General features: G+C 57.6%; 10 protein-coding genes. 1 reads left to right on the forward strand and 9 read right to left on the reverse strand.

The genetic code is table 11. From position 1 onward, the window contains the following. Positions 1-140: 140 nt before the first annotated feature. The 9 genes from O8B93_RS09740 to O8B93_RS09780 all read right to left on the reverse strand — a co-directional run bounded on the left by O8B93_RS09740 (position 141) and on the right by O8B93_RS09780 (position 15,418). Complete coding sequence (locus O8B93_RS09740) at positions 141-7,382, reverse strand: two-partner secretion domain-containing protein (protein ID WP_269709604.1); 7,242 nt, start codon at positions 7,380-7,382, stop codon at positions 141-143. Between the two features lie 56 nt (positions 7,383-7,438). Continuing rightward, positions 7,439-7,735, reverse strand: a complete 297-nt coding sequence (locus tag O8B93_RS09745; protein ID WP_269709605.1) for a hypothetical protein — start codon at positions 7,733-7,735, stop codon at positions 7,439-7,441. Continuing rightward, entirely contained in the window at positions 7,735-8,235 is a 501-nt protein-coding gene (locus tag O8B93_RS09750) for a hypothetical protein (RefSeq protein ID WP_269709606.1), read from the reverse strand. The genes O8B93_RS09745 and O8B93_RS09750 overlap by 1 nt, the downstream gene beginning before the upstream one ends. A gap of 3 nt (positions 8,236-8,238) precedes the next feature. After that, positions 8,239-8,781, reverse strand: a complete 543-nt coding sequence (locus O8B93_RS09755; protein ID WP_269709607.1) for a hypothetical protein — start codon at positions 8,779-8,781, stop codon at positions 8,239-8,241. A 28-nt stretch (positions 8,782-8,809) separates the two neighbouring features. After that, the gene (locus O8B93_RS09760; protein WP_269709608.1) at positions 8,810-9,778 is read right to left on the reverse strand and encodes a tetratricopeptide repeat protein; all 969 of its coding nucleotides are present in this window, start codon (positions 9,776-9,778) and stop codon (positions 8,810-8,812) included. Beyond that, positions 9,775-11,808, reverse strand: coding sequence for a filamentous hemagglutinin N-terminal domain-containing protein (locus tag O8B93_RS09765; protein ID WP_269709609.1), 2,034 nt, complete (start codon positions 11,806-11,808; stop codon positions 9,775-9,777). The genes O8B93_RS09760 and O8B93_RS09765 overlap by 4 nt, the downstream gene beginning before the upstream one ends. After that, positions 11,805-12,680, reverse strand: a complete 876-nt coding sequence (locus O8B93_RS09770) for a ChaN family lipoprotein (protein ID WP_269709610.1) — start codon at positions 12,678-12,680, stop codon at positions 11,805-11,807. The genes O8B93_RS09765 and O8B93_RS09770 overlap by 4 nt, the downstream gene beginning before the upstream one ends. A gap of 77 nt (positions 12,681-12,757) precedes the next feature. Continuing rightward, positions 12,758-13,327: an invasion associated locus B family protein gene (locus O8B93_RS09775; protein WP_269709611.1), complete on the reverse strand. Its 570-nt coding sequence runs from the start codon at positions 13,325-13,327 to the stop codon at positions 12,758-12,760. A 99-nt stretch (positions 13,328-13,426) separates the two neighbouring features. Further along, positions 13,427-15,418, reverse strand: a complete 1,992-nt coding sequence (locus O8B93_RS09780; RefSeq protein ID WP_269709612.1) for a ShlB/FhaC/HecB family hemolysin secretion/activation protein — start codon at positions 15,416-15,418, stop codon at positions 13,427-13,429. Positions 15,419-16,113: 695 nt separating this feature from the next. On the opposite strand from O8B93_RS09780, the gene O8B93_RS09785 reads away from it, so the two are divergent. Continuing rightward, positions 16,114-16,521 carry a hypothetical protein gene (locus O8B93_RS09785; RefSeq protein ID WP_269709613.1) on the forward strand — a complete coding sequence of 136 codons (408 nt, stop codon included), beginning with the start codon at positions 16,114-16,116 and terminating at the stop codon, positions 16,519-16,521. Positions 16,522-16,793: the final 272 nt, after the last annotated feature.

The following is a 16,793-nucleotide window of genomic DNA, read 5'->3' on the forward strand; positions in this document are numbered from 1 at the left end:
GCTACACCAAGCTGTCGGGTGAGCTTGACGTTCAGAACCTGATCGAGTTCGGCGATAACATAAGGCTACACCAAGCTGTCGGGTGAGCTTGACGTTCAGAACCTGATCGAGTTCGGCGATAACATAAGGGCTATCCAGAACTACAATAGGGCCATGAATGCGGCCGTTCCGGCAACACCGTCCTTGTCCGCGTCGCGAATGGTCACGTTCAATTCGCCTGACGCATCCAGCGTCGTGCGGGTTTCGCCCTGCTTGTCCTTCTTCTCATAGGAGAAGCCGATGGAGTTCAGCCCGCCGCCGCTCATGCCGATAGAACCGCCGACATTCTTGTATTGGTCGGTGTCCTTCAAGTCAGCCACAGTCAGCGTCTCGGTATCGAGGCTGATATCGCCGTCGGTTGCCTGAAGCAGCGCACCGATCAGCGTCGTATCTTCACCGACCTTGATATCGATGCCCTGGGCCGCAATGATCCCCGAACCGGAAGACCATGCCTTCCAGCCGTCTTCTTTAGACCCGCGAACGCTCCAGTCGGCCGGGTTCACACCAATGGTCAGGCCGAAGGAGAAACCATCACGCCAGCCCTGTGCCTGCGGCGAGACGATGGTGAGATCGCGGCCGACATCGAGGTCTACCGTCCTGCCGATGATGTTGCCACCCAGAAGCGCCGTGTCACGACCGGACGTCAGCGAGACGTTTCCAGCCGCGGTGATAGACGCATTCGTCAGCGTCTCGTCATAACCCTTCGACTTGGCGATATCGAACCCGATTGAGGACAGGGAGAGCTGCAGGCCAAAGGAGGATGACTTGTCCTTCGCGTAGTCGACAAGGGCGGCCAGGAGAATATCGCGACCGGCATCGATGGCGACATCGCCACCGGAGACCATCCGCGTACCCTGGTCAAGGATGACATCCAGCCCGGCCTTCATGACGATATCGCCACCAGCCGTCAGCTCGGATATCTGGCTCTCGGACCAGCGTTGCTCGTTCTTCCAGACGGACAGGTTGATGCCAAAATTCTTGGCCGAGAAGTTGCCGTTTTCATCGGTGAACTGCGACAGCGGGTTGAGACGATCGTTTAGTGCATTTTTGAAGGCATCGGTTGAGATTTGCGTGTCGCCACCGCCACCGGCTTTCGCCGCACCGCCAAAGATTGACGCACCAGTAGTCGCCAGATTGACCACCGCCAGCCCTGCCGCAAGCCCATTATCCGCATTGGCAAGAGCCGCGAGTTTCGCCGTTATCGGATTGATACCAGCAAGACCGGACAGTATCTGGCCACCGGAGCCGCCTCTCAAGGCGGCATCTATGCCCGCAGAACCCGGGAAGCTCAGGCCAATATTGAAACCTTTTTCCGTGAAATAAAGCGCATCCTGCGCCGCCTGCAGCCGGATCGTGTCATCGGTCTTCATCAGAAGGTCGTTGACCGCGGCGATCTTTACGCCCGTGCCGGTGATCGGACCCTTGGCATTGAGCGAGACGTCATTGCCGGAAAGCCGGGTGACGGAGGTATCGACATCGTTCCACGCCTGCTTGACCGAACCCCAGCTTAAGCCGCTGAAGCCCCATTTCTTGTATCTGTTCTCAACTTCCTTGCTGACGGTCCCCATGTCGATCTTGCCGGTGGCGTCGATCGAGAGCTTGTCAAAGGCGCTCACCATTGCACCGTTCAGAATGACATCGCCAGGAGCCGTTCCTTTCGCACACAGGCTGCCACCGTCGCAGACGCCGTATCCCGCAAGGATCGAGACATCGCCAACCAGCGACTGGGCGCTGGCCTCGGCGGTGGTAATCTCGTTGCGCAGAACCGTGATGCCGGAGAAGAAGCCACGCTGCTTGTAATCTTCGGCAACAAAACGGTCTTTCAGCGTCTCGAACGTCACATCCCGCCCGGCGGCCAGCAGCATGTCGGTGACGGATCCCAGCGTGCCGCCGCTATTGACGATATCCCGATCCGCGATGATGGTCAGATCACGCCCGGCCGTGATGGAGGCGATATTATAGTCCGTGCGCAGCGTCCCGCAGGCCTTGCCCACACATCCGTCCTGGGAATCGACGGTACGAATATAACGTTCCGTCTCGTTAATCAGCGAACCGCCGATCCGGAGATCGATATCGCCCGCCGATGCAAGGGTACCGCCGCGGTTCAGGAGATCGCCATCGGTCGCCATGAACAGGGTGCCTGCAGAAATCAGGCCGCTATCCCCGCGCCCGCCCACAAGGGCACGATCTCGTGTATCGAGATCGATCAGGCGTTGGTTGAGGATTGAGGAGGCGGAAATCGAGGCAAGCCCGGAGGCGACGATCGCGCCACTATTGTTGAGCCTCCCCCCAATATCGACAAGGAGATCGTCGGCGGCGATCAGGCCGGCACCGCGTCCGCCCCGCAGAAGCTCATCCTGCGAGGGCAGATAGAGCCTCGGCACCAGCACGGGCTTGCCATCGATGATCCGGGTTTCGTGCCAGACCATCGGCTTTTCGAGCGCTGCACGCTGCGCCTCGGTCAGCGCTACGCCATATTGCGCGCCGGTGCTTGCGGCGAATTCCGCCGCATTGCGGTAAAGTTCTTCGCGCTGCTCTTCCGGAGAAAGTGAGGGATCAACGACCAGATGGGTGCCGGCCTGCTGGCGAGCAGCGTCGGCCAGAGCCTTCGCTTCCGCAACCGGATCCGCAAAGAAGGTAAGCGCCGCGCCGTCGATGCGCGCCGATCCCAGCAGGCGCGCAGCTTCCGCGGAGCCGGTAACACGCACGAGATTGCCAAAATCGGAAGCGTTGACGCTGTAAAGCTTGCGCGCTTCGAAAGCCCCGAGATCGAGAGGTGGAACAGAGACATCGTCCAGCACGAAATTTACGGTGCCCAATTGGCCCGTGGCGGCGCCGATGGCGGAACCCGCATTGCCATTCACACCGCCAGGCAGCGTACCGCTGTAATGGCCGAACCCGGAACCATCGATGCCGCCGGGGGTCCCGAGACCGTTCTGCAACTCGCCCGCCTCGATGGATACAAGGCTACCCGAGAGCGTACCACGATTGGTGATAACGGTACCGCCATCGATCATCAGCGCGGCGCCGGACTTTATCATCGAGCCGACGCCGACAGCGGCTGTTCCGATATATGTCTTGGTATGATTGCCGTAGGGAGCGCTCTCGATGTCGGCCATGCGGTTGCCGATCATGATCACGTCGGGAATATTGTTCGGATCGATCCCAAGGGCGGCCAGATCAAGCAGACTTGCCGCGTCGGCGTACTCAATTAGCTGGACGGCACCGCCGTTGATGACGCCATCCTTGTATCTTTGATTGCCGGAATAGGTGATCGTCACCGGCGACTTACCCTTGGAGATGACGATCATCCGGTTGCCGCCTTCAGCCCGCTCCGCAAGACCGGCATCCTTGAAGACAGCAGCGTTGAACGACGTCACGAGCCATCGCGGATCGGCGCCAACCGGCGCATGGAACTTGCCGGATCCATTGTCCTGGAAATTGCGACCACCGCTCCATTGCACGCGGTAATGATCGACATTGCTGGTGACCATATCGTTGAGGATACGGTTCATGTCTATGGAGAGGTCTTTGACCGCAAGAATGCGACCCTCCCGGTTTTCCAGGGTGTCGCCGGAAATCGCCATATTAGCGCCGGCGCGGATCGTGCCGGGCAATCGAACCCGAACGATTCCGGAAAATTCGTCGCGGGTGGCACTCATCGTACCCCAATATCGGGCAGGCCCACTGGTACGCTGTGTGGCATAGAGAATGCTGAGTTCCCCAAGCTGATAATAGTCCTGCGCACTCTCCGTTCCGTCCAGAGCGGTATTGACCAGTGTCGTAGCCTTGATCTGCATATCGGCACCGCTTTCAATGCGGGCCGACGCATTGATCAGGGTCGCCAGGACCTCGATAGCAAGATTTCCGCCAGCAAATATGCGGCCGCGGCTGTTATCGAGATTGCCGCCAATATCGAGGATCATGTTGCCGCTGGACTTGATTGCGGCATTGCTTCCGGCATTGGCAAGCGATGCGGCCTTGACCTTCAAGCCTGTCCCGGCATGAATCAGTGCTTCGTTTGCAAATAGACCACTCACCACGACATCAAGTGTTCCGGGCGTGAGGATCGAGCCGAGATTATGCAGCTTGCCGGTGACGCTGGCCTCTATCGCGCCGGCTTCGATTTTGCCGGCGGAAGCGTTGACCAGATCGCCCTTGATATCGAGGCCGAGCTTGCCGGCGACGGCAAGCAGACCGGCATTGGTGAAGGAAGAACCCAGGATGAGATCGAGATTGCGCGCCGCGAGACGCGCCGATGGCGATCCTGGAACGTAGGCATAGGTCTGGAGACGCAAATCCCCGCCCGCCTCGATCGAACCACTGTTATCAATCCTTCCCGTCGCTGCGAGCAGGGCGCGGTTGGCCGAAATGATCTGACCAAGATTGGAAAGATTTCCCGAGATAGTTAACGACAGTTCGCCAACGGGAATTGTGCCATTCTCCGTTTGTCGTATCGAACCGGCGTGAATCCGCCCGCCCTGCTGGTTATCGAGCGCCTGCGCCGAAAGAGAGAACCCTTCGGTCCCCTGCAGCAGACCGAAATTCGACAGGGCGATATCTGCGGAAAGCGTAAGTGCCCGCCTGGACAGGATTGTACTCGCCTCGTTGGCAATGCTGCGCGATGCATGAATAACCGTGTTGCCATCGCTTGCGATACTCGAAAGGGCACCGCTATTGACCAGATCCGCCACAGTCAGTTCCAGATCACCTGCGGCATGAATATAGCCGCTATTGGCAAGAAGGCCGGAAACGGTTGCACTTAACGTCGTCTTGGAAAGGAGTTTGCCGAGATTGGCAAGATCGCCAACAATCCTTGCCTCGATTGCCCCAGCAGCAATTTCACCGTTTGCGGCATTTCGGATACCCTGCCCCGCTTGCAAGGTCAGTTCGCCGGTCGCGGCAATCAGACCTGCATTGTGCAACGAGCCCGACAGGATGATGTCTGCCTTTGCTGCGACCAGTTCCGCAGCAGGAGAATTTGAAACGTAGGAAACCGCCTCCAGATGAAGCGTGGATGACCTCGCCTGGACGACACCATCGTTGGTAACATTACCCGAAGAGAGAATGCCGATCGTATCGCCACTTATCATCCGCCCCAGATTGGTGAGATCTCCCGCGTTCAGCTTGATGTCGATCCGTCCGGCCTCAATCCAGCCGGCCTCGATATTGGTCATCGACGCTGCTTTAATTGCCAGGTCGGAACGGCTCAGGAGAAGCCCGGCATTATCAAGGGCTCCCGATGCAGCAATCTCGAAACTGCCGTTGGCCTGGAGGGTACCAAGCACGTTGGAGAGGCTGCGAGCCGTGATCGAAAGATCGGTATTGGCCCCGATCAATGCCTGCGCGCCCGCATTGACAAGATCGCCCGCCACGAGAGTCAGGCTTTCATTGGAACTGATCCTTCCGCTGTTGATAACTGCGTCGCCAGCCCTGATGCTTGCGGTCCCAAGTATGTTGATCATGCCGTTATTGCGAAGATCACCGCCGAGGATCAACTCGGCCTTACCGGCGGCTATTTGAGCGGCGCTGGAACCTGCGACATAGCTCAGTGCATCGAGTTGGACTTGATCCAGCGCGGCAATTTTTCCGTCGTTCGTGATCTTGGCGTCCGATAGCAACCGAAGCGTCGTTTCAGAAAGGAGCCTGCCCAGATTGGTGAGGTCGCTCTTCGTCGTTACGCTGAGTGTGCCGGCCTTGATAACACCGGTGACATCGTTGAACACCTGCACTGCATTGATCGCCAGCTGGCCGCTTGAAAGCAGCACACCGGCATTTCTGAAGTTGCGGACATCAAACTGGTCATTAATCGTCGTGAATTGACCGGTCTCCGAAATGGCCAGATCCCGGAAAACCATGAAAAGCTTGGAATATTCCCCCGTGTCGATCCGGGTGCCGATGGTCAGTTCTTCGGCCGCGTTGATAAAGACCGGAGAGGTCTTTTTGAACTGGGTGCCCGCACCTATCTCGACATTCGTTGCCGTGATCGAGCCCTGCTTTTCCGGTTCGAACCAGGTCGCCGTGAGCGCCACGTCCCTTGCCTTGAGATCGATGTTTGGCGCGACCAGGGTCGTAGTGTCGGCTGCAAGTTTGTTTGCTGCACGCAGGCTCATATCGCCGGCGCTGGCGACAATACCGGACAGAGAGGCGTTGTTGCCCGCATCCACTTTCATCCCGCCACCGGATTTGAGCACAGCGGCTGAAACGATGTCGGCGCTCGCGACGACGGAAAGGCCAAGACCGCCTTCCAGACTTGCCGTACCGAGCAACGACACATCACGCGCGGTGATGGATATTTCGCCTCGGGCCGCAAGATCGCGTGATATCTCAAGCGCAGTTGCCGCACGCAGTTCGGCGTTGCCGGCCACCCCGCCCGATGTGAGTTTGATGTCACCAGAGGATACGAGCGACAGCGCGCCTGGCACGATGGCGCCACTGGCGTCGAGCATGCCCAGAGCCTGCAGGTTACCGGCCAGCGAAATACCCGTATTGAGGTCGCTGGAAAGTGCTGCAATCGATCCAGCGCGCACAACACCGGCTGCGCTCGAAACAATACCCTGCCCAACGGGGTCACCGGCGATAGCGGTCGTCTTGCCTGTAGAACCATCAGTGCGCTTGGAACCGGCCTTAAGGTCGATACGGCCGCGGGCATCTATCAGGCCATCGATCCGGATTGACTTTGCATCGAGACGGATCTCATCCGGCAACTGGCCATTGGCGGCGGATACGCCAGAGCCGGAGATAGTGATGTCGCCTGATCTGGTCTCCAGCCCCACCGTACCCGCATTATAGTCGATGAGCGGTGTTCCGGTGGTCAAAGTCGCGCTGCCGGTGTTGATAAAACCGCAGCCCATGCAATCAATGCCATTGGGATTGGCCACGATGACGTCGGCTTTTGAGCCGAATACTTCCGTCACGCCATTGAGGTTGGAACGCCTGCTACCCGTTACCTCGTTGACGATGATCCTGGCGGAGCGACCACCCCCCAGATTGGGATTGGCTTCAACGTTACCGCCGATGATTGATGTTCCGCCTAGTCCTGAATTGTTCAGGATCAGGCCACGCGTGTCGATATTGTACTCGCGCAACTTGTTATGGCTGACGCCGCCGCTGGAAGGTGTGACGATATTGAGCGTCGGTGTTCCGTTGCCCGAAGACGTTACATTTGGACGAAATTCAATCGGTGCGGTCGGATCTGTGATGACCTGCGCGCTGGCAGGCGCAAACGAACCGGCGATCGTCGTCAGCACAAGGCTGACCGACGTCACCAATGCGGTCGTTTTCTTCACCAACTCGCCCGGTCTGGACTTGTCGATCAGTACTTTGACCATCATCGTTTTCATTCGGGTACTCCCACCAGCAAGGGCAATTGAATTCGTGTTCGCTTGAGACCGGTTCGTCAGCAGTTCTTTATGAGGACAGTCCAGATGTATTGTGTGGTCCAGCCCGGATGACGGTAAACCGGACGGGATGTTTCGCTCATGTCAGCAATGGTCGCCCCCTGCCGGCATTTTTCGAGCACAGCCTTTTTGCAGGACTGCTCCGTCGGCGTGACGATCGAATTGGTACAGGTCGCCGACATGATCTTTTCGCCGTTCAGCGTCGCCACCGGCTGCGGATCGGTCGGCCGGCACCCGGCAGCAAGGACCAATGAAAGAAGAATGGGAACGAAACGCGTCGCCTTCGAATAAGCCATTATTTTATTCCCTGTGCTTGCCGTGCGTGCCGAAAGGCAGTAACCGCCTCCAGGAACGCGCGCGAACGCGACACTTCGCCGGCGATGTCCTCATCGAAACCGCGGACCAGCAATTTGCGATAGATATCCGAGGCATCCCGGTCATTTTTCACCGAGGCAGGCAACGCTGCCTTATGGGCTCGACCGTAGGCCGCCACATCCCGTAAATTGTCGAAGAACCCGGTATATTGGTTCCTGACCGCCGGGCTGTAACCCACCAGGGTGCCGTTCCGCCTGAAATAGGCGCAATCGTCGTTCTCAGGCAGCATTTGCCGGCGCGCGCTTGTCACTCGATTAGCTTCATCAATCATCGCGCAAAATGCCTGCGCGTTGCGCAGATTGGCTTGTTCTATCTTTTCCCGCCTAGCTGCCTGCTCAGCAGACGGGGCAGTGCCTTGACATCCGACAATCCCAACCAAGCTGAATACGATCAATGCCTTGCAGGCCAATGTAACACGCATGGCTCACCTCGCGCCCGAAGCGAGATATTGCTGACCGCGACCCGTTGCTGTCGCCGCGTGAGAGAAAACCGCCGTGTCCGCGACGGCGGCGACCTCGGTTTCCTTGAAACCGCGAAGAACCATCTTCCGGTAAACAATGGCTCCATCATCGGATTTCAGATGAGCCGGTACTTGAGCTTTCTTGGCTCGTTCCTCATTGGTTGCCTTTTCGGCCGCCTGGGCGAGTGCAACGACGCCGCCGATCGGCACGGGGATTCCATTGAAAGCAAAGTTCGGCAATGGCGTCGGACGGCCGTCGAAACCGACGAGCGTGTTGTTCTTGCGCATATAAGCGCAGTCGGGAGCACGTAAGGGGCTCTCCTCCGCCTTGGTTCTGCGCTGATTGAGCAAATCAACCAGTGCGCAATCTGCCTTGGCGACACGATCATTCTCGCGATCATATTCGTCTTTTTTTGCTTGCTCTGCCGGAGAAAGCGGCTTCGTCGTCTGGCAGCCAGCCAACAGCAGTGCTGCCCCCGCAGCAATAACAATAGTCCTGATCTTCATGGTCCCTCTCTAAGTTCGATGTAATTGCTTAATTGGCTTCCGCAGCCTGCGCAGGTTTCCAGTTACGGGCACGCGCCTGCGCATCTTCGATCTCTGCCGATGTCATGTTCGCAGTCAGGCGTTCAAGGGCAGCGCGCGCACCGGGATGCCCGCGTTCATTGGCCAAATTGTAATAAAGGTGAGCACGAACCGGGTCGGCAGCAGCGCCTTCGCCCTTTTCCAGCATCTCTGCAAAACCGTAGAGCGAGACAGGGTTTCCAAGCGATGCGCCCTGTTCGAAAAGCTTCACCGCCTTGGCCGCATCCTGTTCGGTTCCGGTGCCTGTGCGAAGAAGCGCGGCCTCCATATTGCGCCCGCCCGTATGACCACTTTGCGAGGCCTTTTGGTAGTAACCAAAGGCGATCGCGGGATCCTTGGCACGGCCGAGCCCGTCGAGAGCGAGGCCCGCACAATTGAACTGGGCTTCCATGTTGCCCAGATCGGCAGCCTTGCAGATCAGCTCAGAAGCGGCCGCAAAATCCTGACGCACGTTCTCACCGCGCAGATGCATGAGCCCGAGGCGGTTCATTGCCGCCGCCGAACCTCTTTCCGCCGCAGCGATATAGAGGGCTCGCGCTTTCACGGGGTCCGGCGTGAAACCAACACCAAGCTCGACCATGCGTGCCAGATGGAAGCCGGCCTCTCCGTCACCCTTATCGAAACCATCGGCGAACGTTCTTGCCGCATTGGCAAAGTCCTTCTTTTCCAGAAGCGCCTTGCCATCTTCAAGGGGGCCTGCGGATACGGGCATCACCATGCCCAAAGCGCCCACAAAGGCGATAACCGCCATAGAGGTGCGAGTGGGTCGGCGGCGTAGTGTGTTGCGCATGGATTGAACTCCGTGATCGAGATTTTCCGGGTTACGCCCGGTAACAGTTTCATCTTTTTTCGGCGCCGTGAGCATCGAGACGATGGTGAGCAGGAACGGTGATTTCTGGTGATTTCGACCCGCCATCATTTGCCGACCATTCCCGGGAAGAGGCCGATGGAATCGAGGCCGAACGGGTATTGCTCACCTGCCGTTTCCTTGAGAGTTTCGATACCCGACGAGGCAACGACGCCATCTCGCGCCCGCAGCACACCGGCGCTCACCTGAACGGGACGGAAGGCATCGATTGTGATACTGCCCTGCCGCGCATCGAAAACGCCGCCCTCATAGCCAGTGCCGATCCATGCCGTCGAACCACTCCAGAAATTATAGAGGCCAGCCGGTCGCTGCACGACGATGGGGATCGAGCCGCCCTCCAGAACCACCTCGGGCGCGACTGCGTTGATATTGCCGTAGCTGATGATCCGGCCATATCTGTTCAGAATGGAGGATGAGGCACGCAATTCGATATTGCCTTTGGCATTGATGGCACCGCCCGAAACATTCGTCGTGGATGAGCCGGAACCGATACAGGTCAACCTGCAGCGATTGACGAACTGCAGAGAACCGGACAGGCCACCCTCGTTAAGGATGCTCACAGCTTCAATATGGGCCGATCCGAAATCGGCATTGATTGAACTGCCGCGGTTGACGACATCGCCGCCAGCGCTCACGATAACGCTGCTACCGACTATATATGCCTGCTGGGCGGGTAAGCGCGGTTGGCCATAATCTATGCTTATGGTTTCGGTCGTTTCGCGTGATCGCCAGAGCGTGTACCAAAGCCGTTTGCCGTCGTCCTTCTGGTAATGCCAGACGCCCTCGCTGTTCAAAATGTCAGCGATATTCAGGACGTCCCTGCCTGCCTCAACAGTCGTCTGGTTATTCGAAAGAAGCCTGCCGGTGTTATTGATGACGGAGCCCTGGGCACTTACGTGTAGATCGTCCTTCGCGCCGAATACGATCGCGAGCTGATCCGCATTTTCCGTCAGCAGTGTGATATCACCCGCAGCCTTGAGCGTGGCCGCACCTTGAGAATGCGTGTTGCTGTTGTCGCGACGGATGCCGCTCATCAAAACGCCGGTATTTTTGATGTCGCCCGCCTGGGCAAGAAGCGTCAACGCACCGTTGATGGCTTCGATTTTGCTCTGAGGCCGATTTGCGAGCGAGCGGGTCTCTATCGAGCCTGCATCAATATGGATATTGCCCTTCGCTTCAATCGATCCGCTCGTTGTGACCTTGCCGGATACATCGATAACGAAATCACCCAGAGCCGCGAGCCCGGTCCCCGCATGGCTGACACCGGCGCCATTACTGGTGGCACGAATGCGAACCGTGTTGGCCTTCAGCGTTCCGCGCGAGGTAATTTCGACGGCAACGGAATTGTCGTTACCGCCCTCCTCTTCCATCCTCCCCCAGTTTTCCAGGTCAGATTGCGGCAATACCGCTGAATCATACTCGACCGAACTGCCGCCAGCCGTCAGGTTGATGGTGGATCGCAGTTGGCTGGAGCTGTTTTCGACAGGCCCGTCTATGCGGATCCGACCCGCCAGCATCTGCAGGGCGCTCATCGCACCGGACAGGCCACCGGGTCCAACGTTGATGGTACCGTCTGCTGTCTTGAGCACCACATTATCCTGATAGGACGTCGGCGTGATCCGTCGGCTGACGATCGAAGCCTTGCCGGTGGAAAGAACCACCCCACCGGTATTGAGGAACGTTGCGCCATCGACGGAAATGCCGTTTGGATTGGCGATGATGACATGCGCAGGGCCGGTACCTTCCACCTTCAAGGGGCCGTTAAGGTTGGATATGCGCGAGGACGTCACTTCGTTGAGGATCGTGCGTGCATTGGCCGTACTATTGTCGAGATTGACACCGAGAGGACCGACAGAAAATTCCGTGTAGGTATTGTGGCTGATGGTGGATCCAGCACTGCCGACCGGGTCGGCGATATGAACCGTCGTTGCGCCGGTCGCAGCATCGATGCTCGTCGTTGTGCGGGTCCCACCATCAGGAATGACCTGCGCGAATGCCGGCAGAGCGACCCCGCACAGCAGCAAAGACAGGCTGCCTGCGAAAGAATAGCCGATATTCGCCACTTGAAAGATGTTTCTCATCTGGAGACGGGCTCCCCTGCTTTGTTCGTCAGTCCGGTGAACTTGCAGGGTTCGGCCAGATCGGCCTTACCGACGATCCACAGGTAATCGTAAAGCTTGCGCTCTTCGTCACCGATCTTTTCACCTTCGGCAAAAGCACCAATGGTCAGAACCGATACGTCCCCTTGGGCAAGGACGTGATAGAGGGAACGGTCCTTGCGGCCGTGGCCACGGCCGACCTGCAGCAGAACGCCCTGCTTTAACGCGCGGGCCTCCTGCGCGGCGTCAGCCAGGGAGAAGTCCCGAAGGACTTGGCGGTCAGCATTAAGTCCGGCCTGCGTCGTTGAGATCAACCCGCAATGAGCAGCCACCATTGCCTTCGTCCAGCTTTCGCGGACAGCAGTCTCGGCTGCGCCGAGCCGTTTGCGGATTGCCTTTTTCTCGTTTGGCGTCAGTTGGCCCGTGCGTCCATCTTTCTCCGCCAGGTCGCCGCCACGCAATGGAAGCCGAAGGCTGAATGCGCGCTCGATGAGCGGAAGCCAATTGTCGAACGAAGGCCAGCCTCGCGTCCACCATTTCAGTTCCGTACCCAGTCCGGCCGGGGTTTCAGGATGGTTTTCACGATAGCGGGCAATCAGCGTGTCGTCGTCGCGCGAAAGCATCTCCATGACGAGCGTGACCGGGCGCTCATCCTTGGCCATCGCCGAAAGGACGCAGGATGACGCAACCGCCTGTTCCCTGACCCCGTGCCGTTCGCCAAAGAGCAGGTAATCCACCTTGCCGAGGCGACTGGCCAAATCCGCAAATGAAACGGTACGCTTGCCGGATGCGTCTTCGATGCGCCCTGGGCATTCACGGAACTCGCCCGGCGCTGCCGATGCGAATGCGGACATGGATATCCATCCTGCCGTCATCAGACCGATAAACAATGCCGGACGTGTAATTCCCGGATATATCTTATTGATTGGTCTCATGGGGAGACCGCATCCAGCGCGTCTATGCCGGCGCTGATCCCATTGAGCGAAACCTTGAGCGGAATGGTGGTTGCCTTGGTATCCTTGAGGCCGACCGCAAGGACGTTCCCCTTGCGCAGTGCAGCAAGCAACTGACCATTCAGGGCAAAACCGGCATGGCATCCGGATATGTTGCAGGTCTCGAAGATAACCCGCTGTGTCTGCCCGTTATCGATTTTCAATTCCAGACCGGCCGGCAGGTAGACATTCAACGGGGTCGAAATGATTGCGACGCGCTGTTTTCCCTGCCTCGCAATATTGAATAGAAAGACGATATCCTTCCCGCCGTTTACGGCCTGTGCCTGTTGCAAACGGCACGTCGATCTATCGGCTTTCTGGGCGCCGGCCTCCGCCTGCGGTTTGCAGACCAGCTCCCAGTCGCCGTAACGTCTGGCCTCTCTGGCCCATGCGGTCGTTGCCTCCGAGGCATTTTCCCCGACGACAGCCGTTTGATTGCCGCCGTCATCCGCAATGGCGTTTGGCGCAGAACCAGCCAGCAGCAATCCGCCCAGCGCCAGTATCGGCAAAGCCCGTCCCAGCAGCGAACCCAGTCCGCAACGCGGCGAGAATTTACCTACATTATCAACAGTGTCTCTTGACCGAAGATCGAACAGATACGGCATGGCTCAAAAAACCTTCAATCGGAGTGTCATGAACAGCTCACCCTTTTCCGCGCTGACGCGCCGGCTGCGGGTGTCTTCGGCCACGCGCCACGCATAGCCCATATCGAAAGAAAGCCGCGGGCCGCCGTATCGCAGACCCACACCACTTCCGACCCGGTATCCCGTGGCGTCATTGGCGACGTCGCGACCAAGGCCGGCGTCGATGAAGAGGTAGGGATTGAGACGGGAAAGGGTTGTTCGCGCCCATTCCGATGACGGCGCAGCGATCTGCGCGGCGCCATCAGTCCCGGGCTGCGCGTTTGAACCACCTTTGCCCAGCAGCAGATCGACCGGCATGGCGAATGCGACCTCGTTTCGCCACACGGCACCCCGATCAGCCTTGAAGCTTCCGTTGGAGAACCCACGTACCGATCCGCGCGAACCGATCGTCATCTGGTCATCGGAATAAAGTGCGGTTTCCGACCATTGCGACGACAGGCTCGAGGAAAGCGAGGCGCGCCCGGGAAAGACATAAGACCCCGACAGGGACGCATCCAGTTTCGTAAACTGGTTGTGGGGCGTGGAGGCATTGATACCATCGGCGTCTTCGCGCGCGTTGAAGAGCGACAGGCCCTGGCCGACACCGATCCGGCCCAACAGGGTGCCACGCTCGAAGAAACGGCTGTAGGTCAAACCAGCCTGCGCCGGAGAGACACGCTGGTCGGTCAAGGCGACGCCGTTGATGTAGCGGTTCTGCTCCCGATGGGTGACCGTGAAGTCGGCGACGAGCCGTTCAGTACGCGAAGCATGGACGATCCAGTCTGCGCCCGCACTGACGTTCCAGGTTGTCATGAACATCTCGGAAAGCGGGCCGAGGTCGATCATGTTTTCGGACCAGTCACCCTTCAACCTCATCGTGACACGCCCGACAGGGACGGCAACGTCACCGCTCAACTCATTGGTCTCGATACCGCTTTTGAGCGTTAGCCCCCATATGTCGTTTATGCCTATGAGGTTGTCTTTTTCCGCAGTGATCCCGAAGCGCAGCTTGTCGACGCCTTCGATCGATTCCGTGTCGTAACCACCATAAAGCCGGAACGCGTCGTTGATGCGGTTCGTAATTTGCACATCGGAGGTCGCCGGTCTCTTGCCCGGTACGAGTTCGGCTTTGGCCTTATTGGACGGAACCCTGTTGAGGCCGTCCAGCGTGTCCTGCAAGCGATCGACATGGAGCACATCGTCCTTCGCAACCGTGCCGGTGATTGCGATCCGGGCGGATGGTGGCAGCAACGTCAGGCGCTCGAGATCGTCATCAAGGCCCTCCAACCAGGCGTCCGCCTGCTGTACGAACTCGGCAACAGACCCCGATCTTGCGACCTTCCCGCTCAGTTTTGCCATCCGGGGAAAGAACCACTGATAGGGTTCCCGCTCCTCTTCATAGATAACAGCGTCGATCCGCCCCGGCACAACACGCACGACGAGCGCCCTGCTTGCGGCAATATCCTGCTCCGGTAACCAGGCCTGCGTTGTGGCATAGCCCTTGTCGGCAAAAAGACCGTTGACGGCCTTGAGCAATCCGCCGACTCTTTCATTGTTCTGGCAGGACAATGCGAAGGGCTTTGTCACATCCTCCACCGCTTCGCTGCCGATGAGTTCGTGTCCGCCTTCGATGCGGATCGTGTCGACCGCAAAACAGGGCGAAGTATCACCCGCTCCATCCTCAGACGAGGGGCCCGGAAATGTTCTGATCGTCAAAGCAGGTTCCTGCGACGCGGCAAAATCCTGATTTGCCTGAATCGCATTTGTCTCCACCGACGACCTTTCGTTGAGGCCATCTCGCGACTTCGCCGTTTGTGGAGCAAGGCAAAGGACTGCACAAAGAACGATGACCGACCTCCGCGATGAGGAAATGACGGCAACGAGACCGTCAATTTTCTCCCCACCGAAACCCGCGACGGTGAATGATCTGGCACTTTCCAAAACCAGAAAACGCGCGTTGGCCAGATATCTGGTCATCGACAAACTTCAACCCCCTGTTGCCCTAGGGGACGCATTAATCAATGGCGAGTATTTTGCAAGACAACTCTTACGCGCTTAGCCGAATAATCAGAATTGCGTTACCAATTTGCATCAGCTGGTACACTCAGCCTTTCGGAGCCCGAGGCAGGACCGACAATCACCTGAAGCAACAAGACGTCTTCAAAGGCAAGGCTGAGCGTCGCAGTTACGGTTAAGTATATGCTATTGCTACTTCTATCACCAAATAGAAAACTGTCTGCCAAAGCAAATTCTGTTTTCCGGCGAAATAAAGAAACGAAGCGCTGTCTTTGATTCACAATCATTGCCGGGGTGAAAAATCCCGAAACACGGCAGATTCAGCACAATGCTCCAAAGGTCGAATGACGGAACAAAAGCGAGAAAAAACGATCTTTGCGTGTAATTTTTGTGAGGAGCCCGACGAAGAAATAAACAGCAAGTGCCAATGCGACAAGACGTCTCAAAAAGGGACACTTCATTTTTGATGCCGCAGTAAACGGATAATGGAAATTAAGGAATGTGCGCACAGACGTCGCTCGACATTTCCCGGCGAACGCAACAGCGCGCCCCGTCCTGCCTCATGGTTAAATCGCGTACCATTGCCTCTTGACCTCAACTTCGGTTGAGATTGTAGGACTTCAAGACGGCCTTAAACCATTTGAATGGAGAACGTCTTGGCCCCGTATTTTCGCTATTCAGAACCGAAATACTCCTGCGGAACACGCCTCATTGGAGCTTTTGTTTTACAGCTAGCCAGCACAGGATTACTGGCGTCCATCTTTTGTCTGTTGGATTCGCTTACGGCGAAGCCAACGGTAATTCTCGGCCAGTTTATTCCCTGTTTGGCGGGGGTTGTCGCCGGTTTTCATTTCGTGGCTTTTCGTCGGCCAGCCACCGACGGCCAGCTTAACCTCATCGCGACATTGCTCTTGGCATTTGGCGCCTTCTATTGGCTGGTGTCCTGTTCATTGCCTGACCTTCTGCTGGCAAAATTGATATCCGGATTTGGACTGGGTGTAGTTGCCGCAAAAACTTTCCAACGCCGGTTTCTTGAAAAACCAGTGTTTCCCCGTATCCATTAGGACGGGTATCCGAGAGTGGAACTATGTTGCAAAGCATCATCCCATCGTTTTGGAAAATCTCCATGCTCATTCTGATGGTTTCTGCGACCCGCGCCCGGTCGAGGCAAGGCCCATCCTGCAGAACACTCAAGATGTTCCAAGCATCCAGAGCAAGGAACATGTCTTGAGGCAACTAGAAAGCCTTGCGTGGCAAAAACCCCGGAAACCACTGTGGGATTGACACCCGTCGGATCGACAGGGGGTCATGCAAAGTTTTGGTTGACCTCTTTGAC

The organism is Martinezella rhizogenes (assembly GCF_027460065.1).
Lineage (GTDB): Bacteria > Pseudomonadota > Alphaproteobacteria > Rhizobiales > Rhizobiaceae > Agrobacterium > Agrobacterium rhizogenes_C.

What these genes read in the sequence shown, in the direction of transcription:
- O8B93_RS09740 (WP_269709604.1), bottom strand. Translation starts at nt 7,382, where the DNA reads ATGAAAACGATGATGGTCAAAGTACTGATCGACAAGTCCAGACCGGGC.
- O8B93_RS09745 (WP_269709605.1), bottom strand. Translation starts at nt 7,735, where the DNA reads ATGGCTTATTCGAAGGCGACGCGTTTCGTTCCCATTCTTCTTTCATTG.
- O8B93_RS09750 (WP_269709606.1), bottom strand. Translation starts at nt 8,235, where the DNA reads ATGCGTGTTACATTGGCCTGCAAGGCATTGATCGTATTCAGCTTGGTT.
- O8B93_RS09755 (WP_269709607.1), bottom strand. Translation starts at nt 8,781, where the DNA reads ATGAAGATCAGGACTATTGTTATTGCTGCGGGGGCAGCACTGCTGTTG.
- O8B93_RS09760 (WP_269709608.1), bottom strand. Translation starts at nt 9,778, where the DNA reads ATGATGGCGGGTCGAAATCACCAGAAATCACCGTTCCTGCTCACCATC.
- O8B93_RS09765 (WP_269709609.1), bottom strand. Translation starts at nt 11,808, where the DNA reads ATGAGAAACATCTTTCAAGTGGCGAATATCGGCTATTCTTTCGCAGGC.
- O8B93_RS09770 (WP_269709610.1), bottom strand. Translation starts at nt 12,680, where the DNA reads ATGTCCGCATTCGCATCGGCAGCGCCGGGCGAGTTCCGTGAATGCCCA.
- O8B93_RS09780 (WP_269709612.1), bottom strand. Translation starts at nt 15,418, where the DNA reads ATGACCAGATATCTGGCCAACGCGCGTTTTCTGGTTTTGGAAAGTGCC.